The organism is Nocardia sp. CC227C, assembly GCF_030767025.1.
GTDB lineage: Bacteria > Actinomycetota > Actinomycetes > Mycobacteriales > Mycobacteriaceae > Nocardia.
On record NZ_JASITE010000007.1, the window covers coordinates 70,583 to 93,041 of the forward strand.

At 70.4% G+C, this 22,459-nt stretch carries 24 protein-coding genes; 19 read left to right on the top strand and 5 right to left on the bottom strand.

The features are described 5' to 3' along the window. Positions 1-474 precede the first annotated feature (474 nt). The 7 genes from mihF (at position 475) to QMO76_RS15815 (ending at position 7,247) form a co-directional block, all read left to right on the top strand. On the top strand, positions 475-798 hold the full coding sequence (gene mihF / locus QMO76_RS15785) for an integration host factor, actinobacterial type (protein WP_029924430.1): 324 nt from the start codon (positions 475-477) through the stop codon (positions 796-798). 7 nt (positions 799-805) lie between these two features. Continuing rightward, complete coding sequence (gene gmk, locus QMO76_RS15790; protein ID WP_306362053.1) at positions 806-1,417, top strand: guanylate kinase; 612 nt, start codon at positions 806-808, stop codon at positions 1,415-1,417. Positions 1,418-1,506: 89 nt separating this feature from the next. Continuing rightward, positions 1,507-1,773: a DNA-directed RNA polymerase subunit omega gene (rpoZ, locus tag QMO76_RS15795; protein WP_029924434.1), complete on the top strand. Its 267-nt coding sequence runs from the start codon at positions 1,507-1,509 to the stop codon at positions 1,771-1,773. 76 nt (positions 1,774-1,849) lie between these two features. Continuing rightward, positions 1,850-3,121: a bifunctional phosphopantothenoylcysteine decarboxylase/phosphopantothenate--cysteine ligase CoaBC gene (gene coaBC / locus QMO76_RS15800; RefSeq protein ID WP_306362054.1), complete on the top strand. Its 1,272-nt coding sequence runs from the start codon at positions 1,850-1,852 to the stop codon at positions 3,119-3,121. A 213-nt stretch (positions 3,122-3,334) separates the two neighbouring features. Beyond that, positions 3,335-4,549, top strand: coding sequence for a methionine adenosyltransferase (gene metK, locus QMO76_RS15805; protein WP_306362055.1), 1,215 nt, complete (start codon positions 3,335-3,337; stop codon positions 4,547-4,549). A gap of 111 nt (positions 4,550-4,660) precedes the next feature. Beyond that, positions 4,661-6,676 (top strand): primosomal protein N', encoded by a 2,016-nt coding sequence (locus tag QMO76_RS15810; protein ID WP_306362361.1) that lies wholly within the window; start codon positions 4,661-4,663, stop codon positions 6,674-6,676. A gap of 79 nt (positions 6,677-6,755) precedes the next feature. Then, positions 6,756-7,247: a pyridoxamine 5'-phosphate oxidase family protein gene (locus tag QMO76_RS15815; RefSeq protein ID WP_306362056.1), complete on the top strand. Its 492-nt coding sequence runs from the start codon at positions 6,756-6,758 to the stop codon at positions 7,245-7,247. 6 nt (positions 7,248-7,253) lie between these two features. Here the strand turns inward: QMO76_RS15815 and QMO76_RS15820 are convergent, their stop codons facing one another. Then, positions 7,254-7,658, bottom strand: a complete 405-nt coding sequence (locus QMO76_RS15820) for a nuclear transport factor 2 family protein (protein ID WP_306362057.1) — start codon at positions 7,656-7,658, stop codon at positions 7,254-7,256. A 71-nt stretch (positions 7,659-7,729) separates the two neighbouring features. Here QMO76_RS15820 and QMO76_RS15825 point away from each other — a divergent pair, with 71 nt between their 5' ends. Further along, positions 7,730-8,677 (top strand): LysR family transcriptional regulator, encoded by a 948-nt coding sequence (locus QMO76_RS15825; protein ID WP_306362058.1) that lies wholly within the window; start codon positions 7,730-7,732, stop codon positions 8,675-8,677. Here the strand turns inward: QMO76_RS15825 and QMO76_RS15830 are convergent. Next, positions 8,650-9,489, bottom strand: a complete 840-nt coding sequence (locus QMO76_RS15830) for an NAD(P)H-binding protein (protein WP_306362059.1) — start codon at positions 9,487-9,489, stop codon at positions 8,650-8,652. The genes QMO76_RS15825 and QMO76_RS15830 overlap by 28 nt on opposite strands. Before the next feature lie 74 nt (positions 9,490-9,563). On the opposite strand from QMO76_RS15830, the gene QMO76_RS15835 reads away from it, so the two are divergent. The 6 genes from QMO76_RS15835 to QMO76_RS15860 all read left to right on the top strand — a co-directional run bounded on the left by QMO76_RS15835 (position 9,564) and on the right by QMO76_RS15860 (position 15,468). Then, complete coding sequence (locus QMO76_RS15835) at positions 9,564-10,142, top strand: TetR/AcrR family transcriptional regulator (RefSeq protein WP_306362060.1); 579 nt, start codon at positions 9,564-9,566, stop codon at positions 10,140-10,142. A gap of 119 nt (positions 10,143-10,261) precedes the next feature. Next, positions 10,262-10,951, top strand: a complete 690-nt coding sequence (locus tag QMO76_RS15840; RefSeq protein ID WP_372341998.1) for a PadR family transcriptional regulator — start codon at positions 10,262-10,264, stop codon at positions 10,949-10,951. 93 nt (positions 10,952-11,044) lie between these two features. Beyond that, positions 11,045-12,046 carry an alpha/beta fold hydrolase gene (locus tag QMO76_RS15845; protein ID WP_372341985.1) on the top strand — a complete coding sequence of 334 codons (1,002 nt, stop codon included), beginning with the start codon at positions 11,045-11,047 and terminating at the stop codon, positions 12,044-12,046. A 64-nt stretch (positions 12,047-12,110) separates the two neighbouring features. Next, entirely contained in the window at positions 12,111-12,677 is a 567-nt protein-coding gene (gene def / locus QMO76_RS15850) for a peptide deformylase (RefSeq protein ID WP_306362061.1), read from the top strand. Next, positions 12,677-13,600 (top strand): methionyl-tRNA formyltransferase, encoded by a 924-nt coding sequence (gene fmt / locus QMO76_RS15855; protein ID WP_306362062.1) that lies wholly within the window; start codon positions 12,677-12,679, stop codon positions 13,598-13,600. Before def ends, fmt begins: the two co-directional genes overlap by 1 nt. Positions 13,601-13,752: 152 nt before the next feature. Then, positions 13,753-15,468 carry an RsmB/NOP family class I SAM-dependent RNA methyltransferase gene (locus QMO76_RS15860; protein ID WP_306362063.1) on the top strand — a complete coding sequence of 572 codons (1,716 nt, stop codon included), beginning with the start codon at positions 13,753-13,755 and terminating at the stop codon, positions 15,466-15,468. Between the two features lie 441 nt (positions 15,469-15,909). Here QMO76_RS15860 and QMO76_RS15865 read toward each other — a convergent pair whose 3' ends face one another. Both QMO76_RS15865 and QMO76_RS15870 read right to left on the bottom strand, forming a co-directional pair. Continuing rightward, positions 15,910-16,824 (bottom strand): SigB/SigF/SigG family RNA polymerase sigma factor, encoded by a 915-nt coding sequence (locus QMO76_RS15865; protein ID WP_306362064.1) that lies wholly within the window; start codon positions 16,822-16,824, stop codon positions 15,910-15,912. After that, complete coding sequence (locus QMO76_RS15870; protein ID WP_306362065.1) at positions 16,824-17,246, bottom strand: ATP-binding protein; 423 nt, start codon at positions 17,244-17,246, stop codon at positions 16,824-16,826. The genes QMO76_RS15865 and QMO76_RS15870 overlap by 1 nt, the downstream gene beginning before the upstream one ends. 135 nt (positions 17,247-17,381) lie before the next feature. On the opposite strand from QMO76_RS15870, the gene rpe reads away from it, so the two are divergent. After that, the gene (rpe, locus tag QMO76_RS15875) at positions 17,382-18,044 is read left to right on the top strand and encodes a ribulose-phosphate 3-epimerase (protein ID WP_306362364.1); all 663 of its coding nucleotides are present in this window, start codon (positions 17,382-17,384) and stop codon (positions 18,042-18,044) included. A gap of 10 nt (positions 18,045-18,054) precedes the next feature. Here the strand turns inward: rpe and QMO76_RS15880 are convergent, their stop codons facing one another. Beyond that, a complete protein-coding gene (locus QMO76_RS15880; RefSeq protein ID WP_306362066.1) occupies positions 18,055-18,501 on the bottom strand; it encodes a hypothetical protein in 447 nt (148 codons plus the stop codon). A 448-nt stretch (positions 18,502-18,949) separates the two neighbouring features. Here QMO76_RS15880 and QMO76_RS15885 point away from each other — a divergent pair, with 448 nt between their 5' ends. The 4 genes from QMO76_RS15885 to QMO76_RS15900 all read left to right on the top strand — a co-directional run bounded on the left by QMO76_RS15885 (position 18,950) and on the right by QMO76_RS15900 (position 22,423). Further along, positions 18,950-19,576 carry a riboflavin synthase gene (locus tag QMO76_RS15885; RefSeq protein ID WP_306362067.1) on the top strand — a complete coding sequence of 209 codons (627 nt, stop codon included), beginning with the start codon at positions 18,950-18,952 and terminating at the stop codon, positions 19,574-19,576. 95 nt (positions 19,577-19,671) lie between these two features. Further along, positions 19,672-20,931, top strand: coding sequence for a bifunctional 3,4-dihydroxy-2-butanone-4-phosphate synthase/GTP cyclohydrolase II (locus QMO76_RS15890; protein WP_306362068.1), 1,260 nt, complete (start codon positions 19,672-19,674; stop codon positions 20,929-20,931). Positions 20,932-20,994: 63 nt separating this feature from the next. Continuing rightward, a complete protein-coding gene (gene ribH, locus QMO76_RS15895; protein WP_143981492.1) occupies positions 20,995-21,474 on the top strand; it encodes a 6,7-dimethyl-8-ribityllumazine synthase in 480 nt (159 codons plus the stop codon). A gap of 463 nt (positions 21,475-21,937) precedes the next feature. Beyond that, positions 21,938-22,423 (top strand): PH domain-containing protein, encoded by a 486-nt coding sequence (locus tag QMO76_RS15900; protein ID WP_306362069.1) that lies wholly within the window; start codon positions 21,938-21,940, stop codon positions 22,421-22,423. The last annotated feature ends 36 nt before the right edge of the window (positions 22,424-22,459 follow it).

Sequence of the window (22,459 nt, forward strand, 5' to 3'; positions counted from 1 at the left end):
CGCACCCGAGAACTACACCAATGTGTTTTCGCCCGTCTACGGCCGCTTCAGGCCGCGTTCAGTGGGGTCCGGGCGGGTTCGCGACAGGCCCGCGGGCGCTCGGTGGTGGTAGCGTGTGATGCGCGACACGCGGTGCGGTTTTTGCGCGACACGCCGAGAATTCCGAGAAAATTCCAGGTCGCGTGATCACAGCTCGGTTACGAGGTGACCCGGCGCCAGGGCGTATCCCCGGCTCACCTGGCGAAAGTGTGAAAATGCCCTGGCTGCAACGGGGTTCGCGATTCTGTGGTTAGTATCGTCGCAGCCGGGCGGAGTTGTTCTCCGCGGATGCCCGCTCGGCGCGGCCGTGCCCGGAATCACGCGCTGACCTGGGGGGCGGGTTCGCAATCGCCAGGCGACGTGGGTACGGTCGCTGAGACCGCCGGGGTTCTCCCCGGCGGGAGTAGATGCAATGAACGATGAGACGGAGGAACCGTGGCCCTTCCCCAGCTGACTGACGAGCAGCGCGCCGCTGCTTTGGAGAAGGCGGCTGCCGCTCGCCGCGCTCGGGCGGAGCTCAAGGAGCGCTTGAAGCGTGGCGGCACCGACCTGAAGACGGTCCTTCAGGACGCCGAGAAGGACGAAGTGCTCGGCAAGATGAAGGTTTCGGCTCTGCTGGAAGCCCTGCCGAAGGTGGGCAAGGTCAAGGCTGCTGAGATCATGAGCGAACTGGAGATCGCCCCGACCCGCCGCCTGCGTGGTCTGGGCGACCGGCAGCGCAAGGCGCTGCTGGCCCGGTTCGACTTCAGCGCCGAATAATCCGAGGGTGGTCGAACACACTCGGAAGGGTCGGCTGGTAGTCCTGGTCGGCCCCTCGGCCGTAGGAAAGTCAACCGTCGTGCGCTGTGTGCGCGAACGGTTGCCGGAACTGGTGTTCAGTGTGTCGGCCACCACCCGGGCTCCCCGGCCCGGCGAGGTCGACGGTCGTGATTATCGCTTCGTCACCAGGGAACAGTTCGACGCCATGATCGAGGCGGACGAACTCCTGGAATGGGCCGATATCCACGGCGGGTTGCAGCGGTCGGGCACCCCGGCCGCGCCGGTGCGGGAGGCCTTGGCGGCCGGTCGCTCGGTACTGCTCGAAGTCGATCTCGAAGGGGCGCGCTCGGTCCGCCGGGCGATGCCGGAGGCCGTCCTGGCCTTCCTGGCACCGCCCAGCTGGGACGAGCTGGTATCCCGGCTCACCTCCCGGGGCACCGAATCGCCCGAGGTGATCGAGCGGCGCTTGCAGACCGCGAAAACCGAATTGGCGGCCTGTGACGAGTTCGACATCGTCATAGTGAACGACGAGGTGACCGCTGCCTGTGAGCGGTTGGTATCGTTGTTCGTTAGCACAAATTCGAGGTCTGCCTCGAAACACGGCTCGTCGGCCCACTGAAGTCCGTCCGCGGACCTCGCGGCCGACCGGGCCGGACGCCCACCCCGTTGAACATCAACCCCGCAGGAGCCTCCCTAGTGAGTACGGACATGAAGGCCGCCCCCGCCTACGACACTCCGGTCGGCCTGACCAATCCGCCGATCGACGAGCTGCTGGAGCGCACCTCGTCCAAGTACGCGCTGGTCATCTACGCGGCCAAGCGGGCGCGGCAGATCAACGACTACTACAACCAGCTCGGCGACGGCATCCTCGAGTACGTCGGCCCGCTGGTCGAGCCGGGTCTGCAGGAGAAGCCGCTCTCCGTCGCGATGCGTGAGATCCACGCCGATCTGCTCGAGCACTCCGAAGGCGAGTAGGCCGAGCCATTCGGATACACGCCGAGCCATGCGGAGCGCCCGGCGTGACAACCAACGACGGCGCTGGAGGCACACGGTGACCACTCCCCATCACGCCCGCGAGCGTGCCAACCGTCCGGGGCGTGCGGTGACCCGGATCGTCGTCGGAGTCGGCGGCGGCATCGCCGCCTACAAGAGTTGCGCCCTCGTGCGCCGGTTCACCGAGACCGGCCACGAGGTTCGCGTCATTCCCACGCGGTCGGCGCTCGAATTCGTCGGCAAGGCCACCTTCGAGGCACTGTCCGGCAATCCGGTCAACACCGGTGTGTTCGCCGACGTGCCCGAGGTGCCGCACGTGCGGCTCGGCCAGGAGGCCGACCTCGTCGTGATCGCGCCCGCCACCGCCGACCTCATGGCGCGGGCCGCGCAGGGGCGCGCCGACGATCTGCTCACCGCCACGCTGCTGACCGCGCGATGTCCCGTGCTGTTCGTCCCGGCCATGCACACCGAGATGTGGGAGCATCCGGCCACCCAGGAGAACGTCGCCACCCTGCGTCGGCACGGGGCCATCGTGATGGAACCCGCGCACGGCCGCCTCACCGGCGCCGACACCGGTGCGGGCCGCCTGCCCGAACCCGAGGAGATCTTCGCGCTCACCTCGCTGTTGTCCGAGCGCGCCGACGCCATTCCGCGTGATCTCGAGGGCCGCCGGGTCGTGGTGACCGCCGGTGGCACCCGGGAACCGCTGGATCCGGTGCGCTTCCTGGGCAACCGCAGCTCCGGCAAACAGGGCTACGCGCTGGCCCGGGTGGCCGCGCAGCGCGGGGCGCAGGTCACGCTGATCGCGGGCAACACCATCGGCATGGCGGCTCCGGCCGCGGTCGAGGTCGTCAACATCACCACCGCCGAGCAGCTGAAGACCGCGGTCGACAAGCACGCCCTCGGCGCGGACGCGGTGATCATGGCGGCCGCGGTGGCCGACTTCCGGCCGGTGAACGTGGCCGCGGCGAAAATCAAAAAGGGTGCGGGAGAACCGAATTCGATCGAACTCGCGAAGACTCCCGATATTCTGGCGGGGCTGGTGCAAGCCCGTCGGGACGGGCAGCTGCCGGGTACCGCGATCGTCGGTTTCGCCGCCGAGACCGGGGACGAGCACGGCGATGTGCTGACCCACGCCCGCGCCAAGCTGGCACGCAAGGGCTGCGACCTGCTGGTGGTGAACGCCGTCGGCGAGGGCAAGGCGTTCGAGGTGGACCACAACGACGGCTGGCTGCTCGGCGCCGACGGCACCGAGATCGCCCTGGACCACGGGTCCAAGGCGCTGCTCGCCAGCCGCGTGTTGGACGCGCTCGGCCCGCTGCTGCGCTGATCGCGATCGCCACGCCGACGCAACGTACCGATCGGGCGGCAAACTGTCTGGGTCGGTATTGTTTCGTCACCTGGGCGCGGCATCCCGGCCACCCGGTCGTGGCCCCAGCGCCCGCAGCTTTGGAATAACCTACAGACACAGGGTTGTGCAGACGGGGGAGCCCGCTACTGTCGCAAGCCGAACGAGAAACCCGTTGAGGGAGAGGGAAGAACTGTGCGCACGTCTGGCAGCCGCCTATTCACCAGTGAGTCCGTGACCGAGGGTCATCCGGACAAGATCTGTGATGCCATCAGCGATTCCATCCTCGACGCGTTGCTCGCGGCCGATCCGCGCAGCCGGGTCGCGGTGGAGACCATGGTGACCACCGGTCAGGTGCACGTGGCCGGTGAGGTCACCACCTCGGCCTACGCCGACATCCCGACCATCGTCCGCGAGAAGGTCCTGGAGATCGGATACGACTCGTCGGCAAAGGGATTCGACGGCGCGTCCTGCGGCGTGAACGTCGCCATCGGCGCGCAGTCGCCGGATATCGCCCAGGGCGTGGACACCTCGCACGAGGCCCGCGTCGGCGGCGAGGACGACGCCATCGCGCGCCAGGGCGCGGGCGACCAGGGCCTGATGTTCGGCTACGCCACCCGGGAGACCCCGGAGCTGATGCCGCTGCCGATCTCCTTGGCGCACAAGCTGTCCCGGCGTCTCACCGAGGTCCGCAAGTCCGGCGTGCTGCCGTACCTGCGCCCCGACGGCAAGACCCAGGTCACCATCGAATACGACGGCGACACCCCGGTCCGGCTGGACACCGTGGTCATCTCCACCCAGCACGCCGCCGACATCGACCTCGACAACCTGCTCGCCCCCGATATCCGCGAGAAGGTCGTCGACACGGTGCTGGGCGAACTGGAGCTGCCGAAGCCCCTGGACACCTCCGAGGTGCGGCTGCTGGTCAACCCGACCGGCAAGTTCGTGCTCGGCGGCCCGATGGGCGACGCGGGCCTGACCGGCCGCAAGATCATCGTCGACACCTACGGCGGTATGGCCCGCCACGGCGGCGGCGCCTTCTCCGGCAAGGACCCGTCGAAGGTCGACCGTTCCGCCGCCTACGCCATGCGCTGGGTCGCCAAGAACGTCGTCGCGGCCGGCCTGTCCGAGCGGGTCGAGGTGCAGGTCGCCTACGCCATCGGCAAGGCCGCCCCGGTGGGCCTGTTCGTGGAGACCTTCGGCACCGAGCAGATCGACCCGGCCAAGATCTCCGCCGCCATCGCTGAGGTCTTCGACCTGCGTCCCGGCGCGATCATCCGCGATCTGGACCTGCTGCGCCCGATCTACGCGCCGACCGCCGCCTACGGCCACTTCGGCCGTACCGACGTCGATCTGCCGTGGGAGCGCACCGATCGCGCGGAGAAGCTGCTCGCGGCCGCCGGACTGTAATTGGCCGACACCGACGCGACGGCGGGAGCGCCGGGCCCGGAGGACGCGACGCGTACCTCGCAGGGCTCCGCTCCCGCCGTCGCCGGTTCGGTGGAACGCCCCATCGCGCGGGTGCTGCCACTGCTGGAACCGGTGCATCTCGACCGGGACTTCGACTACCGGGTCCCGCCCGAGATGGACGAACTCGCGCAGCCGGGCGTGCGGGTGCGGGTGCGTTTCTCCGGCCGCCTGATCGACGGATTCGTGCTGGAACGGCTGGAACGCAGCGATCACACCGGCAAGATCGTGACCCTGGACCGGGTGGTGTCGGGGGAGCGGGTGCTGACGCCCGAGATCCTGCGCCTGGTCGAGGCCGTTGCCGCGCGCTACGCGGGCACCCGCGCCGACGTGCTGCGGCTGGCCATTCCGCCCCGGCATGCGCGCACCGAGGCCGAGGAACCGAAACCCGTTGAACTGCCGGAGATTCCGGCATCGTTCCCGGGATGGGAGCGCTACGCGCACGCCGGGTCCTTCCTCACCGCCCTGCGCGCGGGGCGCGGTCCGCGCGCCGCCTGGCAGGCGCTGCCGGGGGAGGACTGGGCGCGTCGGCTGGCCGAACTCGCCGCCGTGGTGGTGGCCGGTGGCCGCAGCGCCGTCCTGCTCGTCCCCGATCAGCGCGACCTCGACCGGGTGCTCACCGAATGCGCCGCACTGGTGGGCGACGCGGCGGTCGGGCTGGCCGCCGGGCTCGGCCCCACCGCCCGCTACCGGCGGTGGCTGGCCGCGCTGCGCGGCAGCGCGCGGGTCGTGGTCGGCACCCGCAGCACCGTCTTCGTGCCCGCCCGGGAGCTGGGGCTCATCGTCATCTGGGACGACGGCGACGACACCTACGCCGAACCGCGCGCACCCTATCCGCACGCCCGCGAGGTGGCCATGCTGCGTGCGCACGAGACCGGCGCGGCCTTCCTGGCCGGTGGCTTCGCCCGCACCGCGGAGATCCAGGCCGTGGTCGAATCCGGCTGGGCGCACGACCTGCTGGCGGAACGGTCCACCGTGCGCCAGGCCATGCCGCGCATCAGCGCGCCCGGCGACACCGACACGGCGATGGAACGCGATCCCATCGCCCGCGCCGTCCGCATCCCCGCGACCGCGTTCGCCGCCGCCCGGCGCGCGCTGGCGGCGGGTGACCCGGTGCTGGTCCAGGTGCCGCGCCGGGGCTACATACCGGCGCTGGCCTGTGCGAAGTGCCGCACGCCCGCGCGCTGTCGGCACTGCAACGGCCCACTCGCCCTACCCGACAGCGCACCCGGCGGCCAGGGACCGCGCACCGGTTCCCGCGAACTCGGTATCGCGGCGGTGCGCACCGCCTCCGGTGAGACCGCGCACAGTCCGAGCTGCCGGTGGTGCGGTATCACCGAGGCCGCGTTCCGGTGTGGCTCCTGCGGTTCCCGGGCCCTGCGCGCGGTGGTCATCGGGGCGATGCGCACCGCCGAGGAACTGGGACGCGCCTTTCCCGGCGTGCCGATTCGAGGGTCGGGCGGCAAGTCGGTGCTGACCTCGGTGGCGGAGGGGCCGCAGGTGGTGGTCTCGACCATCGGCGCCGAGCCGACCGTGCCCGGCGGTTACGGGGTGGCGCTGCTGCTCGACGGCTGGGCGCTACTGGGCCGCGCGGATCTGCGGGCCGCCGAGGACGCGCTACGGCGCTGGATGTCCGCCGCCGCGCTGGTGCGAGCCGGCGGCCAGGTGCTGGTCATGGCCGAGCCTTCGATACCCACCGTGCAGGCGCTGGTGCGCTGGGATCCGGTGGGGCACGCGCACTTCGAGCTGACCGGGCGCACCGAGGTGCGGTTCCCGCCCGCGGTGCGCTTCGCCGCCGTCGACGGCACCACCGACACCATCGCCGAGCTGCTGGGCGATGCACGGCTGCCCGCCGGGGTGGAGGTGCTGGGACCGGTGCCGCTGCCCTTCGGGGCCCGCAAGCCGTTCAGCGGGGACACCCCCGCCGACGTGGAGCGGATGATCCTGCGGGTCGACCGGTCGCACGGCGCGGCGCTGTCGCGGGCACTCGTCGCCGCCCAGGCGGTGCGCAGCAGCCACCGCTCGGACGGGCCGCTGCGGGTGCAGATCGACCCCATCGACATCGGCTGAGCATCGGCCGAGCGCGCCGCCCGCGCATCGGGCAAGAACGGTCAAGCGCGGGCCGTACCTGCGGATTTACGGTTGATCCATGACACCCTGGACCGAATTCGCCGACGCCGCGCCTCGCATTTCGACCATCTTCCGGCGGCGTCACACCGCGACCGGCAACCTCTGCATGCTCGCCACGCTGCGCTCGGACGGCTTCCCGCGCATCAGTCCGATGGAGCCGCTGTTCTTCGAGGACCGGCTCTGGCTGATCGGCATGCCCAACACCACCAAATTCAACGACCTGCAACGCGATCCGCGTTTCAGCCTGCACACCGCCACCGTCGACACCATGGTCGGCGACGGCGACGCGAAGCTCTGGGGAACGGTGGAGAACATCCGGGACGAGGCCCTGCACGCGCGATTCGCCGAGAACCTCTATCAGGACAGCGGTATGGATCTGCGCGGCGAGAAGTTCGATCCGTTCTTCGGGGTCGAGATCGCCGGCGCGTCCGCGGTCGAGTTGATCGACGGGCATCTGGAGATCGTGGTGTGGAAGCGCGGCGGGCAGGAGTACGCGGTCCGCAAGGACTGAGCTGACTCAGGGCCGCACCAGGGTGCGCTCCACCAGCGCGGTGTCGCAGTGCTCCACGATCTCGGTGATCAGTCCGTCGGCCAGGCGCAGGATGAGGCAGTAGGTCTGCTCGTAGGCGTCGCCGCGCACGGTGGTGCCGTTGCCGCGTGCCTGGACCACCACCCGGTCGCCGTCGGCGAGCACCAGATCGGCAGCCATCCGATAGTCGGTGAACTGAGCCAGCAACGGGCGCAACAGCTCTCGCAGCACCACCGCCTTCGGTGACCAGGTGCCCGACCACGACCAGCCGCCCGGGAAGGTCCAGGCGACGTGTTCGGCCATGGCCTCGGTCAATGCCCGGGTGTCGCCCGCGGCCATGCGCGCGAAGACGCGTTCCACGAGTTCGCGATTGGCCTGCCGTTGCGCTGTCATATCGGCAACGCTAGGCCGGTCCCACCCATGCGACCAGCGGGGCTTTCGCATATCTGGTATCACGTTTCGGCATGGGTGAGTTCACCGTCCTCGGTCTGCGTGTGCTGCGGGAGGTGATGCGCTGCGGTTCGTTCTCGGCCGCCGCGGATCGCCTGGGGTACACCCAGTCCGCGGTGTCGCGGCAGATCCGGCTGATGGAGCGGGCGGCGGGCCGGGCGCTGTTCGAGCGGCGGGCGCGCGGGGTGCGGCCCACGGCGGCGGGCCGGGTGGTCGCCCGGCACGCCGAGATCGTGCTCGGCGATCTGGACGCCGCCCGGCAGGAACTGCTCGAACTCGAGGCCCGGCCGCGCGGGCGGCTGCGCGTGGGCGGTTTCGCCAGCGCCATGGCCGCGGTGCTGCCGCGCGCCATGGCCGACTTCGCCCGGCGGCATCCGCACATCACGCTGGTGCCGCGCGAGGGGACGAGTGCCGCACTGCTGAACGCCGTCGCGCGCCGCCGATCCGACGTGGCGGTCGTGGCCGCACCGGCCGCCGCTCCCGCGGAGCTGCTGGTGGTGCCGCTGCTGGATGATCCGCTGTTCGTCGCCGTCCCCTCGACGCACCGGCTGGCGCGGCGCACCACGGTGTCGGCCGCGCTGCTGCGCGACGAGCGGTGGATCGTGGGCAGCCTCGAACCGGGCACTCCGCTGCTGGGCGCGTGGCTGGGCGGGTCGGCACCCGCGCGCCCGTACGTGGTCCGGGACTGGTCGGCCAAGCTGGGGCTGGTCGCCGCCGGTCTCGGCGTCACGGTGGTGCCCGGGCTGGCCCGCACCGCCCTGCCTGCGGCGGTGACGGCCCTGCGCATCGATCACGAGGACGCGGTGCGGCCCACGGTAGCCGTCCTCCGGCGGGAATCGGTGTCGGGCACAGCGGCATCGGCCTCTAGTGCGGCGGAATCACTGTCGGGCGCAGTGGAATTCCTCGATGCGCTGCACGCGGCCGTCGCGCATGTTCAGCGGAAGGCCGCGACCGAGCGCTGAGCCCAGGCGGCGAACGGCCGGGGCGCACGGCCGAGGACGCGCTCGATATCGGGGCTGATCCGCTGTTCCGCCGCGGTGGGCGCGCCCAGGATGGCGAGGGTGGTATCGGCCACGTCCGGCGGCATGACCGTGAGCAACTCGGCCCGGGCCTGTTCGGGTGTCTGATCCAGGAAGCGCACCGGCTCCCCGAGCGCCTCGCTCAATGCCCGCACCCGCTCGCGCGGGGATTCCGCGACCGGGCCGGTGAGCACGTAGGTCCGCCCGTCGTGTCCGTCCGCGCGCAGAGTGGCCGCCGCGACCGCGGCGATGTCCTCCGGATCGACGAACGGGATGGCCACCTCGCCGAACGGCGCGCCGACCGTGCGCTCGGCCCGCACCCGCGCGGCCCAGGCCAGGGCGTTGGACTGGAACCCGCCGGGGCGCAGGATGGTCCAGGCCAGCCCCGATGCCCGCACGGCGTCCTCGATCGCCTTGCCAAGCTGTCCGTGCGAGGGGGATTCCGGCCGGGTGGCCACGCCCTGCGAGGACTGGAGCACCACCCGCCGCACGCCGGCCGCGGCGGCGGCCGCGAGCAGGCCCGGCACATCCGCGTGGAACGAGCCCGGTGCGAGGAGCAGGTAGAGCGCGTCGGCTCCGGCGAAGGCGGTGGTCAGGCTGTCGGTATCGGTGAGGTCCGCGGCCACGTGGCGCACGCCTTCGGGCAACTCCGCGACGGCCGTACGGGACACCGCCGTCACCTGCTCGCCCGCCGCCGCGAGCATCCGCACCAGTGGGCGTCCGACATTTCCGGTCGCACCGGTCACCACGATCATCGAAACTCCTGAGTTAGTTGGCTGACTAAGTGTGACCGTAGTCGATGGCGGTCGTCGTGTCTATAGTTAGTTGAGTGACTAACTCAGGCGGGCGGCGGATGGCGCAGGGTAAGCGCGAGCGGTTGGCCGCGGCCGCCGCCGACGTGTTCTACCGGCAGGGCGTCGAGAAGACGACCATCGCTCATATCGCCCAGGCGGCCGACGTTCCCGTGGGCAACGTCTACTACTACTTCAAGACCAAGGATCAACTCGTGCAGGCGGCCATCGGCGCGCACGCGCGCGTGCTCGACGCGCTGATCGCCGACCTGAACGCCGTCGACACTCCGGCCGAACGGTTGCAGGCGTTGGTTCGCGGCTGGGTCGAGCAACGCGATGCCGCGGCCCGTTTCGGCTGTCCGACCGGCACGCTCGCCACCGAACTCGACAAACGCGCCGACGGCCTCGACCGTGAACTGGCCGCCGTCATGGGGCTGCTCATCGACTGGATCGAAGCGCAGTTCGCCGCTATGGGGCGCGCCGACGCGCGCGAGCTGGCGGTGGCGTTGCTGGCCGCCTACCAGGGAATTTCGTTGCTCACCAACACCTTCCGTGATCCCGAGCTGATGGAGGCGGAGGGGCGTCGCCTGGTGGCGTGGATCGATTCCCTGGCCTGACCGAGCCTGGAATTCTTGCTTGTGTCTCCATTCACACTTGTCGTGAATAGATTGCCGATATATCGTCGATAGCAGCAAGAGTAACGACAAGCCTTGAAGGAGGCAGCGCCATGGAACACATGGACAACACGCACGGGGCCCGTGGGCCCTGGCGTCGCATGCGACGCGAGCAACAGCGCGGTCCCGACCATCCCCGGATGGGTCGCGGTCCGCACGGTGGCCCCGGCGGCCCGCACCGCCATGGTCACGGCCGCGGCTTCGGCGACTTCGGTCCCGGCTTCGGCCCGGGTGGCTTCGGCCCCGGTTTCGGCCCCGGCCCGCACTTCGGTCGCGGTCGCGGTCGCGGTGGCCGCGGTCGGCGCGGTGACGTGCGCGCCGCCATCCTGCTGCTACTGCAGGAGCGGCCCATGCACGGCTACGAGCTGATCCAGCAGATCCGCGAACGCAGCGAGGATGTCTGGCGGCCCAGTCCCGGATCCATCTATCCGGCGCTCGCGCAGCTCGAGGACGAGGGTCTGGTGATCATCGAGAAGGTGTCGGGTCGCAAGACCGCGAAACTGACCGAGACCGGCACCGCCTACGTGGAGGAGCACCGCTCCGAACTGGGCGACCCCTGGCAGGAGGTCAAGGACGGCGTCGGCGATCAGACCCTGGATCTGCGCGGGCTGGTCGGCCAGCTCATGGGCGCGGTCGCCCAGGTGGCTGCCGTCGGCACCCCGGCGCAGGCGGCCAAGGCGGCCGAGGTGCTCACCGAGGCGCGCAAATCGCTCTACCGCATCCTCGCCGAAGATGACACACCCGAAAAGTAATGGCAGCGAAACGCCCTTGCCCGATGCGATTTTCGGCCGCCCGGCGGGGAAAATCATGGCATGGCACAAATGGGCCCCGTGTTGTCTAGGGACATGGGACAAAAGAGGAGCCGCTGGCGCTGGATCGCCGCGGCGGGGGTAATGATGTGGGCGGTCGCCGCGGGCATGACGCCGATCGGCGCGGCGACCGCCACCGCACAACCGGTGGGGGACGGCATCGTCGTCCCCGTGCAGGCGGGACCGCCGCAGACCGACCATCTCGGGGCGGCCCGATACCTGAAGGACCATCCGAACGCCGCGCCGCAGGGCGCCAACGACTTCGACTGCGAACCCAGCGCCGCACATCCGCGCCCGGTGGTCCTGGCGCACGGCACCGACTCCTCGGCGTACTCCGACTGGGCGGCCATCGCGCCGACGCTGGCCGCGGCGGGCTACTGCGTCTTCGCGCTGAACTACGGCGGCGCGCCCGGCGCCGAGTCCTACGGCACCGAGGACATCTGGGTGAGTTCCGCGCAGATCGGCGTCTTCGTCGACCGGGTGCTGGCCGCGACCGGTGCGCAGCAGGTGGACCTGGTGGGGTTCTCCCAGGGCGCCAACGTGACCCGCTACTGGGTCAACAAGCTCGGGGGAGCGCCGAAGGTCGGGCACTGGGTCGGCCTGGCCTCACCCAGCTACGGCGGCGTCATGTACGGCGTCGTGCCGGTGGCGAAATACGTGCCGGTGCTGTTCCCGGTCTTCGAACTGGCCAGCTCCAAGGCCGCGGTGCAGCAGGCCGCCGGATCGGAGTTCATCGTGGCGCTCAATGCCGGCGGGGACACCGTCCCCGGTGTGCGTTACACCACCATCGGCAGCCGCGTGGATGAGATGATCCAGCCCTTCGAGAACATCGCGCTGCGCGGTCCGGGGGCGACGAACCTGGTCGTCCAGGACCTCTGCGAGGACAATCTGACCGGGCATTTCCACACGGTGTACGAACCCTATGTGCACCGGCTGCTGCTGAACGCGCTCGATCCCGCCACCGCGCAGGCACCGGTCTGCGAGCCGGTGCCCATGGGCACCGGAATCACCGAAGTCGTCCTGGCGGCGCATTCCTGATCAGGGTGGCTCCCGGTATCCGTAAAATGAGACGACCGTATTCATTCGCTACCGGGAGCCGCCCGTGACCATCCAGCCCGTCCGCCTGTTCGGCGATCCGATTCTGCGCGCTCGCGCGGCGGAGGTGGAGACGTTCGACCAGCAGGTGCGCCAGCTGGTCGCCGACCTCACCGACACCATGTACGAAAGCGGCGGCGTCGGCATGGCGGCCCCGCAGATCGGGGTCGGGCTGCGCGTGTTCGTGTACGACACCGGGGACGCCCGGGGGCATCTGATCAATCCGGTGTTCGAGGTCGACGGCGACGAGACACAGACCGGGCCGGAGGGCTGCCTGTCCATTCCGGGGGTGCGCGAGGACGTCACCCGGGCAATGACCGTGCGCGCCCGCGGCGTCGACATGACCGGTGCGCCGGTGGAATTCCGGGCCGAGGGCCTGCTGGCCCGCTGTGTGCAGCACGAGACCGACCACCTGGACGGAGTGCTGTTCCTGCAACGCCTGGAACCCGGCCCGCGCAAGGAGGCGATGCGGACCATCCGCGAATCGTCCTGGTTCACCGCGGGAATCACGGTGGTGCCCGCCGCCGAGATCGGCGGTCGCAAGCGCGCCGACGCGTCGGGACGGGGTCGCTGATGCGCGTGGTCTTCGCGGGAACGCCGGAACCGGCGGTGCCGTCGCTGCGGCGGCTCATCGAATCGCCGCGCCACGAGGTGGTCGCGGTGGTGACCCGGCCCGACGCCGTCGCCGGGCGCGGGCGCAAGGTCACCCGCTCACCCATCGGACGGCTGGCCGACGAGCACGGCATTCCGGTGCTCACGCCGGGCAAGCCGTCCGAACCCGAATTCATCGAGCGATTGCGGGAATTGGCGCCCGACTGCTGTCCGGTGGTGGCCTACGGGGCGCTGCTGCCGCAGCGGGTGCTCGACATCCCGCGCTACGGCTGGATCAATCTGCACTTCTCGCTGCTGCCCGCCTGGCGCGGCGCGGCCCCGGTGCAGGCGGCCATTCTGGCCGGGGACGAGATCACCGGCGCCTCCACCTTCCAGATCGAGGCGGGTCTGGACACCGGCCCCGTCTTCGGCATGGTGACCGAGAAGATCCGGGTCACCGATACCGCGGGCGTACTGCTGGAGCGGCTCGCCGACAGCGGTGCGCACCTGCTCGAAACCACCCTCGACGGCGTGGAGGACGGCACCGTGCACGCCGTCCCGCAATCCACCGATGGCATCTCCTACGCTCCCAAGGTGGAACCCGAGGCCGGGCACATCCGTTGGGACCAACCGGCGCTGGCCATCTCCCGCCGCATCCGCGCGGTCACCCCGGCCCCCGGCGCGTGGACCGTGGTCGACGGCAAACGTCTCAAACTCGGCCCCGTCGACATGGTCGAGGAGGCCCTGCCCGAACGCGCCATCGAGGTCCGCAAATCCGGTGTGTACATCGGCACCGCCACCACCGCGATCCGCCTCGACCAGGTCCAGCCCCAGGGCAGGAAGATGATGGCCGCCCTGGACTGGGCCCGCGGCGCCCGCCTGCAACCGGGCGCGGTGGTCGAGTGACCCGGCCCGAGTGGGGACAGCGGGGACGCGACGACGACCGCCGGCCCGGAAGGCGGGACGCGGGCGCCCCGGCCCCGCGAGGCTCGCGGGACGGCGGCTCTCAGGGGGATCGGCGCGGCGCGGAAGACCGGCCTTCGGGTCGCCGGAATGCCGTGCCCCGCAACGAAGGTTACGAGCGCGAGCGGCCGGGCGACGACTCGCGCGGTCGGCGACAGGACGACCGGCCGCGGGACGACCGCCAGGGGCGGCGAACCGGTCCGGGCAGCGGAACCGGTGTCTCGCGGGCTGGTGAGCGGAGCGACCGCCGCGGCGCGCCGACCGCGCGGGGCGGTTCCGCCGGTCCCCGGCGTGGCGATTCACGGGACGGTGATTTCGGCGGTGCCGGTAGCGGTGCGGACGGTCGTGACCGGCGCGGTGGCGCGGGGCGTGGCGCGGTTCGCCGTCGCGAAGACGGTTCGGACGGCGGCGCCGGGCGCGACCGCTCGCGCGGCGATGGCGGGCGCGGCGCGCGGAAGGCCGGGCGCGGCGGTGAGTACGGGCAGGCCGATCCGGTGCGGGCGGTGGCGCGCGATGTGCTGCGGGCGGTGCGGGAGCGGGACGCGTACGCGAATCTCGTGCTGCCGGGGCTGCTGCGGGAGCGGAAGCTGTCCGGCCGGGACGCGGCGCTGGCCACCGAACTGACCTATGGGGCGTGCCGGTCGCAGGGGCTGCTGGACGCGGTGATCGCGGACTGCGCCGGGCGGCCGGTGACCGAGATCGACGGGGCGCTGCTGGATGTGCTGCGGCTGGGGGTGTATCAGCTGCTGCGGACCCGGATCGGGGCGCACGCGGCGGTGGACACCTCGGTGGCGCTGGCGCGGTCCGAATTCGGCGGTGGCAAGGCCGGATTCGTCAATGCCGTGCTGCGCCGGGCCGCCGAACGCACGGTGGAGGAGTGGGTGGAGCGGCTGGCTCCGGCGGATCCGCTGGGACAGCTGGCCTTCGAGTACGCCCATCCCACCTGGATCGCGCAGGCGTTCGCGGACGCGCTCGGCGCGCGGGCCGGGGAACTGCGCGAGGTGCTGGCCGCCGACGATGCGCGCCCGGTGGTCCATTTGGTGGCGCGGCCTGGCGAGATCACCGCGGAGGAACTGGCATTGGTGACCGGCGGCGAGGAAGGCCGCTGGTCGCCGTACGCGGTGTACCTCGACGGCGGCGATCCGGCCAAGCTGGAACCGGTGCGCGAGGGTATGGCGGCCGTCCAGGACGAGGGCAGCCAGCTGGTGGCGCTCGCGCTGACCCGCGCCCCGCTCGACGGCCCCGACGGCGGCCGCTGGCTGGACCTGTGCGCGGGCCCGGGCGGCAAGACCGCCCTGCTGGGCGCCCTGGCCGATATCGACGGTTTCCACGTCGACGCCGTGGAACCGGCCGAACACCGTGCCGAGCTGGTCCGCCGGGCCACCCACGGCATGCCGGTCACCGTTCACGTCACCGACGGCCGCGACAGCGACCTGCAACCGGGCTACGACCGCATCCTGGTGGACGCGCCCTGCACCGGCCTGGGCGCGTTGCGCAGACGCCCCGAGGCCCGCTGGCGTCGCCGCCCCTCCGACGTCCGCGACCTGGTCAGTCTGCAACGTGAATTGCTCACCGCCGCATGGGATCTGCTGCGTCCGGGCGGCGTGGTCGTCTACTCGACGTGCTCCCCGCACCTGTCGGAAACCGTCTCGGTGGTGGCCGATATCGCCCGCCGTACCGGCGCGACCCAACTCGACGCCCGCGACCTGCTCCCCGGCGTCCCCGACACCGGCGACGGACCGGGCGCCCAACTGTGGCCGCACCGCCACGGCACCGACGCCATGTTCCTCGCGGCCCTGCGCAAACCGTGACCGGTGGCGCGGCATGCCCCGGGCAGCCCGGGGCATGCCGCGCGGTGGGTGGGTGTTGTGTCGCGCGGTGAGTGCGCTGCGCTGCCTGGCCAGCGGGTGCGGAGCCGACCGCTACCTGCCACGAGGTCGGAATGAACGTCGCCGCAGCGCAGTTGACCTCCCGGCCCTTCGACATCGCCGCGAACGGCGGCGGCCGAAGCGGAGCTCGTGCGCGCGGCGCTTGGCTGAGCGGAACGGCCTGCACGTCGTGCTGGCCGATCACCTCGGCCCGGCTGGTGCCTACGATGCCCGCGGCGGCAGCGCAATTCGGGCTCCGGACGGAACCCGGATCGCCGAATCCGCCTCCGGCAGCCCGGATTCGTCACGGCCGAGCTGTGATCGGCTGATCGCCGGGCCGGGCCGTCACTCCCGCTGTGATCGGCTGATCGCCGGGCCGGGCCGTCACTCCCGCGCCGACTGCTCCCGCAGGCGGGCAAGGGTCTTGGCGAGGATGCGGGAGACGTGCATCTGCGAGATGCCCATCTGCTGCGCGATCTGGGTCTGGGTCATGGATTCGAAGAACCGCATGGTGAGGATGCGGCGTTCGCGTTCGGGCAGGCCCGCGAGCAGCGGCCGGATGGCGACGTACTCCTCGACGCGGTCGAACTGCGACTCCTCCTCGCCCAACGTGTCGAGCAGGGATGCCTCGGTATCGCGGCCCACCGAGACGGCGTCGATGGAGCTGGGCTGGTAGGCGTTTCCGGCGATCACGGCCTGGGTCACCTCGTCGGCGTCGATCCCGAGTTCGGCGGCGATCTCCTTGGCGGTGGGGGAGCGGCCCAACTGCTGGGAGAGCGCGTCGATGGCGGAGCCGATGCGCAGGTGGGTTTCCTTGATCCGGCGCGGCACCCGCATGGCCCAGGTGTTGTCGCGGAAGTAGCGGCGCACCTCGCCCATGATGGTCGGTACCGCGAAGGACAGGAAGTTGGAGCCGCGGGTGATGTCGAACCGATCCACCGCGTGCACCAGACCGACCCGCGCCACCTGGGTGAGATCGTCGAACGGCTCACCGCGCCCGCTGAATTTGCGGGCGATGTGGTCGGCCAGCGGAATGCAGCGGTTGATGAGTTCGGCCCGCAGGTCACCGCGTCGCGCGGACTTCTCGGGCGCGGCGGCCATCGCCTCGAACAGCGCCGAGACATCGTCGTAGCCGGAGACGCTGCGCGCGACCTCCTCCGCCTCGCCGGCGTCGAGATCGTCGGCGGTTTCCTCGTTCTCGGTACCGTTGCCGGTCGCGGCGCTGCCGCCGGCCCGTTCCTCGGTGGGCTCGGGTCGCGGTGATTCCTGGGATTCGAACACGGTGTCCTCGCCGACCACTACGCCTTCCCCCGGACCCGCCGGAACTCCACGGTTGTCGGATATCCGGCGGTGGCCGGATCGAACTCGCCCTGGGTCGCGGTCACCGAATCCGACAGGGTGCGCAGCACATGCCAGCCGAAACCGCTCTCGTCCGGCACACCCTCCTTCTCCGCCACGCCGCTGACCGCCACCACCAGATCGGTGTCGCCGACGGTGAATCGGCAGCGCAGGGTGGAGTCGGGTTTGGCGAGCGCGATCAGGGTGGAGGCGGCCTCGTCCACGGCCAGCCGGATGTCGGCGACCTCGTCCAGGGTGAAATCACTGAGCAGCACCAGTGTTTCGGCGAGTCCACGTACGATGGGCAACTGGGAGACCGATGCGGCGACGCCGATCTCGACCGGGGTCGCGCGCAGCCCTTGTTCCGCCGAAATATTGATCACCTGCACTAGGCTACCCATTCCGCCGCGCGGCAATCAGCGCAATGGCCTGTTCGGGCGTGCCGGGGCGGCCGGGGCCGGGCCGATAGACTGCGCTCTGTGTGCACCTCCTCCACTTCCTTCCATCGGCCCGCGCCGATGATCGCCCCCTCCATCCTGTCCGCCGATTTCGCGAACCTCGCCGCCGAGTTGAAGGCCATCGAAGGCTCCGACTGGGTGCACGTCGACGTGATGGACAACCACTTCGTGCCCAATCTGACACTGGGCCTGCCGGTGGTGCAGAGCATTCTGACGGTGACCGACATTCCGGTCGACTGCCACCTCATGATCGAGAATCCGGAGCGGTGGGCCCCGGGTTACGCGGAGGCCGGTGCGTACAACGTCACCTTCCACGCCGAGACCACCGACAATCCGATCGCGGTGGCGCGCGATATCCGCGCGGCGGGGGCCAAGGCGGGACTGTCGGTGAAGCCGAACACCCCGATCGAGCCCTATCTCGAGGTGCTGAAGGAATTCGACACCCTGCTCGTCATGAGTGTCGAGCCGGGTTTCGGCGGCCAGTCGTTCATTCCGCACGTCCTGGAGAAGGCGCGCGTGGTCCGCGATCTGGTGGACGCGGGTGAACTGCGCCTGGTGGTGGAGATCGACGGCGGCATCAATATGGACACCATCGAGCAGGCCGCCGAGGCGGGTGTGGATTGCTTCGTCGCGGGGTCGGCGGTGTACGGCACCGCCGACCCGGCCGAGACCGTCGAGAAACTGCGGCAGCGGGTCGTCGCTGTCGAGGCGTCGGCCGAATAGCGATACCGGGTCAGCGCCCGAGCAGCGCCTCGAGCACCGATTCCAGCGGCGGGACCGTGCGCGCGGTCCCGGGCGCACGCACCCAGGTGCGATATCCGGTCCGCTCGTCGTCGGCGGAGGGGAGCACGACCTGGGCGCCCGTGCCCGCGACGGTGGCGTACATGCGGAACAGCGTCGCGGATACCGCCGGGGTGATCGATTCCGGCCGGGCGGGACCGGTGATGAAGGTCCAGCGTCGGGCGCGGGGGTGATGTACGACGGGGCCGGCGAGTTCCGCCTGTTCCAGTCGCCGCTGTACGCGCTCGCCGAGTTCGGCGGGCATGGTGACGGCCCCGTACCGATTGCCTATCTCGAGCAGGATGTGTCGTGACGTGGGATCGATCGATGACGGCAGGTGAAACTCGCGGCGGTACCTGACGCAGCGAGCTTCGAGTGTCGAATCGAGAAACGTGGTCACGCCGCACTCCCAAATGTGTTGTTGTCCACTTGGATCCGACCCACTCGGGGTCCAACCTTCCTTCGGTCTACTGCGGGGATCAGCTACATAACAATTCTGCGACCATTTTCCGTTCGGCGCAAGATTTCGGTGTAATCAAGTCGTGATCTGGGTAGAAATCTCCGTTTACCCTGCGGCGGACAATTCGCGCAGACGGGAAATCCTGGCTTTTCAATTGGATAAGCCTTGGTAATTCGGGCAATTCGAACTTGACCAGTCCGGTTTCGCGTTGTGTTGCTGACCTGCGGTATCGAACTCTCCTGTGAAGAAGGCCGCGTGTCGACTACGACTGCGCGTCGTTACCCTGAGTAGGTACATCCCACCGCCGGGAATCCCCCGGTGGCACGGGCTGTTGGCGCAAGCGGATGACCCGGCACGCGGGCATCGGGCCAGGAGGAGAGTGAAGGGCATGTTCACAGGCATCGTCGAGGAGCTCGGCGAGATCGTGGCCGTCGAGGAGCGCGGCGACGCGTCCCGGATCACGGTGCGCGGCCCGGTGGTGACCTCCGATGCCGGACACGGCGATTCGATCGCGGTCAACGGTGTCTGCCTCACGGTCGTCGACAAGGTCGTGGAGGGCGACACCTTCACCGTGGACGTCATGGGGGAGACGCTGAACCGTTCCAGTATCGGCGGGCTGACGGTCGGCTCGCGGGTGAACCTGGAGCGGGCCGCCGCGGTCGACAGCCGCCTGGGCGGGCATATCGTGCAGGGCCATGTGGACGGCACCGGCACCGTCGTCTCCCGCGACCCTCAGGAGAACTGGGAGGTGGTGCGAATCTCGCTGCCCGACAGTCTGGCTCGCTATGTGGTGGAGAAGGGCTCCATCACCGTGGACGGCATCTCGCTGACCGTTTCCGCGCTCGGTGTCGCCGATGCCCCCGCCGCCGACGGAAATACCGACTGGTTCGAAGTCTCGCTCATTCCGACCACCCGCGAACTCACCACCCTCGGCGCCGCTCCCGTCGGCACCACGGTGAACCTCGAGGTCGACATCATCGCCAAGTACGTCGAACGTCTGGTCGCGCGCGGCTGAGCGCGGCGTGCCGCTGATCGAGAGGCGGCGCAAATCGGACACAGCCGCTGCCTTACTGTAATGAGGCACCTAATTCGAGATGGAGCACAGCAGACGTGACCAGGTTCGACACCATCGAGCGCGCAGTCGCCGATATCGCCGCCGGTAAGGCGGTCGTCGTCGTCGACGACGAGGGCCGGGAGAACGAGGGCGACCTCATCTTCGCCGCGGAGAAGGCCACCCCCGAACTCGTGGCCTTCATGATCCGCTACACCTCCGGTTACATCTGCGTGCCCCTCATCGGCGAGGACTGCGACCGCCTGGGCCTGCCACCCATGTACGCCGTCAACCAGGACAAGCACGGCACCGCCTACACCGTGTCGGTGGACGCGCGCGAGGGCATCAGCACCGGCATCTCCGCCGCCGACCGCGCCACCACCATGCGGGTGCTGGCCGATCCGCACGCCAAGGCCGAGGACCTCACCCGCCCCGGGCACGTGGTCCCGCTGCGCGCCAAGGACGGTGGCGTGCTGCGCCGCCCCGGCCACACCGAGGCCGCCGTGGACCTGGCGCGCATGGCCGGGCTGAGCCCCGCCGGTGTCATCTGCGAGATCGTCTCGCAGAAGAACGAGGGCGATATGGCGCGCACCGAGGAACTGCGCGTCTTCGCCGACGAGCACGACCTGGCGCTCATCTCCATCGCCGACATGATCGCCTGGCGGCGTCGCCACGAGAAGCATGTGGAGCGCGTGGCCGAGGCCCGCATCCCCACCGAGTTCGGCGACTTCCGCGCCATCGGCTACAAGAGCGAATACGACAACACCGAACACGTCGCGCTGGTCATGGGCGATATCCCGGGCGCGAACGGGCTCGGCGAGGACGTGCTGGTGCGCGTGCACTCCGAATGCCTCACCGGGGACGTGTTCGGCTCGCTGCGCTGCGACTGCGGTCCGCAGCTGCATGCCGCGCTCGGCATCGTGGCGGAGGAGGGCCGCGGCGTGGTGCTGTACATGCGCGGACACGAGGGCCGCGGCATCGGCCTCATGCACAAGCTGCAGGCGTACCAGATCCAGGACGAGAAGCAGCTCGACACCGTCGACGCCAACCTGGACCAGGGCCTACCCGCCGACGCCCGCGACTACGGCACCGGCGCGCAGATCCTCGCCGACCTCGGCATCAGTTCCATGCGGCTGTTGACGAACAATCCGACCAAGCGCGCCGGACTGGAGGGGTACGGTCTGTCCATCACCGAGCGGGTGGCCATGCCGGTGCGCGCGAATCAGCACAATCTGCGCTACCTGCGCACCAAGCGGGACCGCATGGGCCACGACCTGATCGGCCTGGACGATCTGGACCTCGGCGAAACCGCGCAGTAGGCACGACCTTTCGACACAGCGACTTCGAACAGAAGCGACCCGACAAGAAGAGGTGGAGAACCGTTGAGTGGAGGCGGGGTTCCGACGTTCGAACTCTCGGACGCCAAGGACCTGAAGCTGGCCATCGTCGCGTCGCGCTGGCACACCGAGATCTGCGACGCCCTGGTCGCCAACGCGGAGCGGACCGCGCGCGAGGCCGGGACCGCCGAGATCACCGTGGTGCGCTGCGCGGGCGCGATGGAACTGCCGGTGGTGGCGCAGGCGCTGGCCCGCTCGCATGACGCGGTGGTCGCGCTCGGCGTCGTGATCCGCGGGGAGACACCGCATTTCGAGTACGTGTGCGATGCGGTGACCGCTGGGCTGACCCGGGTGTCGCTGGACGAGAGCACCCCGGTCACCAATGGCGTGCTCACGGTGAACACCGAGCAGCAGGCCCTCGACCGGGCGGGGCTGCCCGGGGCCAGCGAGAACAAGGGCGAACAGGCCGCCGCCGCTGCCCTCGACGCCGCGCTCACCCTGCGCGCCCTGCGCCAAACCGTCTAGTCCCATGCCTGTCGTACGGATCTGGCGGCGGGGCGGCGAGGAGCCGCCGCGCCGACCCGAGCGCGAGGATCGTTCCGCGACAGGCGAATCGGCGGCCGGATCGCGACGCGAGACCGGGGCGGCGACCGGTGGTTCCGCCTCCGACGCAGCGTCGCCAGGGCCTGAGACCGCGCCACCCGAACCCGCTGCCGCGTCGCCTGAACCCGCTGCCGCGTCGTCTGAACCCGCTGCCGCGTCGTCTGAACCCGCTGCCGCGTCGCCTGAACCCGCTGCCGCGTCGTCTGAACCCGCTGCCGCGTCGCCTGAACCCGCTGCCGCGTCGTCTGAACCCGCTGCCGCGTCGCCCGAATCTGACGTCGCGTCGCCTGAACCCGACGCCGTGTCGGCGGAGTCCGGTGCTGTGCCACCCGCATCCGGCTCCGCCTCACCGCGATCCGAGACGAGCTCCGAGGAGTCGGCACCCGTGCCCGCGACATCCGACATCGCCCCCGCTGCCGCCGCCTCCGGGTGGGATCTCGAGGTGCGGCCCCGCCGGTCGACGCGCAACGCGCGGATCGTGGCGGCGGTCCTGGTCGTCGTGTTCGGCGTGGCGGGCATCTTCCTGCGCGACGGCTCCACCGGCGTCAACTTCCGGGTGGTGGACCAGGTGGCGGTCGTGGCCATCGGGCTGCTGCTCGGGGGCGGCGTGCTGCTGTTGACCCGGCCCCGGCTGCGCGTCGGCCCGCGCGGTGTGGTGGTGCGCAATATCGTGGGCGACAGCGAATTCCGGTGGCAGGATATTCGTGGGGTGTCGTTCCCGGACAAGAAGGCGTGGCCGCGTCTGGAGCTGGTCGACGACGACTACGTGCCGATCCTCGCCATCCGCACCAATGACGGCGAGCGCGCGGTCGCCGCCATGGATCGCTTCCGGGAACTGGGCGCGAAGTACTCGACCGCATCGCCCGACTGACCCTACGCGGCGGCCACCGCCGCCATCGGCGTGGTG

Coding starts and splice junctions, on each gene's coding strand:
- QMO76_RS15820 (WP_306362057.1), bottom strand. CDS start 7,658: ATGACAGCGCAACGGCAGGCCAATCGCGAACTCGTGGAACGCGTCTTC.
- rpe (WP_306362364.1), top strand. CDS start 17,382: ATGATCGCCCCCTCCATCCTGTCCGCCGATTTCGCGAACCTCGCCGCC.
- QMO76_RS15830 (WP_306362059.1), bottom strand. CDS start 9,489: ATGATCGTGGTGACCGGTGCGACCGGAAATGTCGGACGCCCACTGGTG.
- fmt (WP_306362062.1), top strand. CDS start 12,677: ATGCGCGTGGTCTTCGCGGGAACGCCGGAACCGGCGGTGCCGTCGCTG.
- QMO76_RS15825 (WP_306362058.1), top strand. CDS start 7,730: ATGGGTGAGTTCACCGTCCTCGGTCTGCGTGTGCTGCGGGAGGTGATG.
- QMO76_RS15845 (WP_372341985.1), top strand. CDS start 11,045: ATGGGACAAAAGAGGAGCCGCTGGCGCTGGATCGCCGCGGCGGGGGTA.
- QMO76_RS15840 (WP_372341998.1), top strand. CDS start 10,262: ATGGACAACACGCACGGGGCCCGTGGGCCCTGGCGTCGCATGCGACGC.
- QMO76_RS15885 (WP_306362067.1), top strand. CDS start 18,950: ATGTTCACAGGCATCGTCGAGGAGCTCGGCGAGATCGTGGCCGTCGAG.
- QMO76_RS15815 (WP_306362056.1), top strand. CDS start 6,756: ATGACACCCTGGACCGAATTCGCCGACGCCGCGCCTCGCATTTCGACC.
- rpoZ (WP_029924434.1), top strand. CDS start 1,507: ATGAAGGCCGCCCCCGCCTACGACACTCCGGTCGGCCTGACCAATCCG.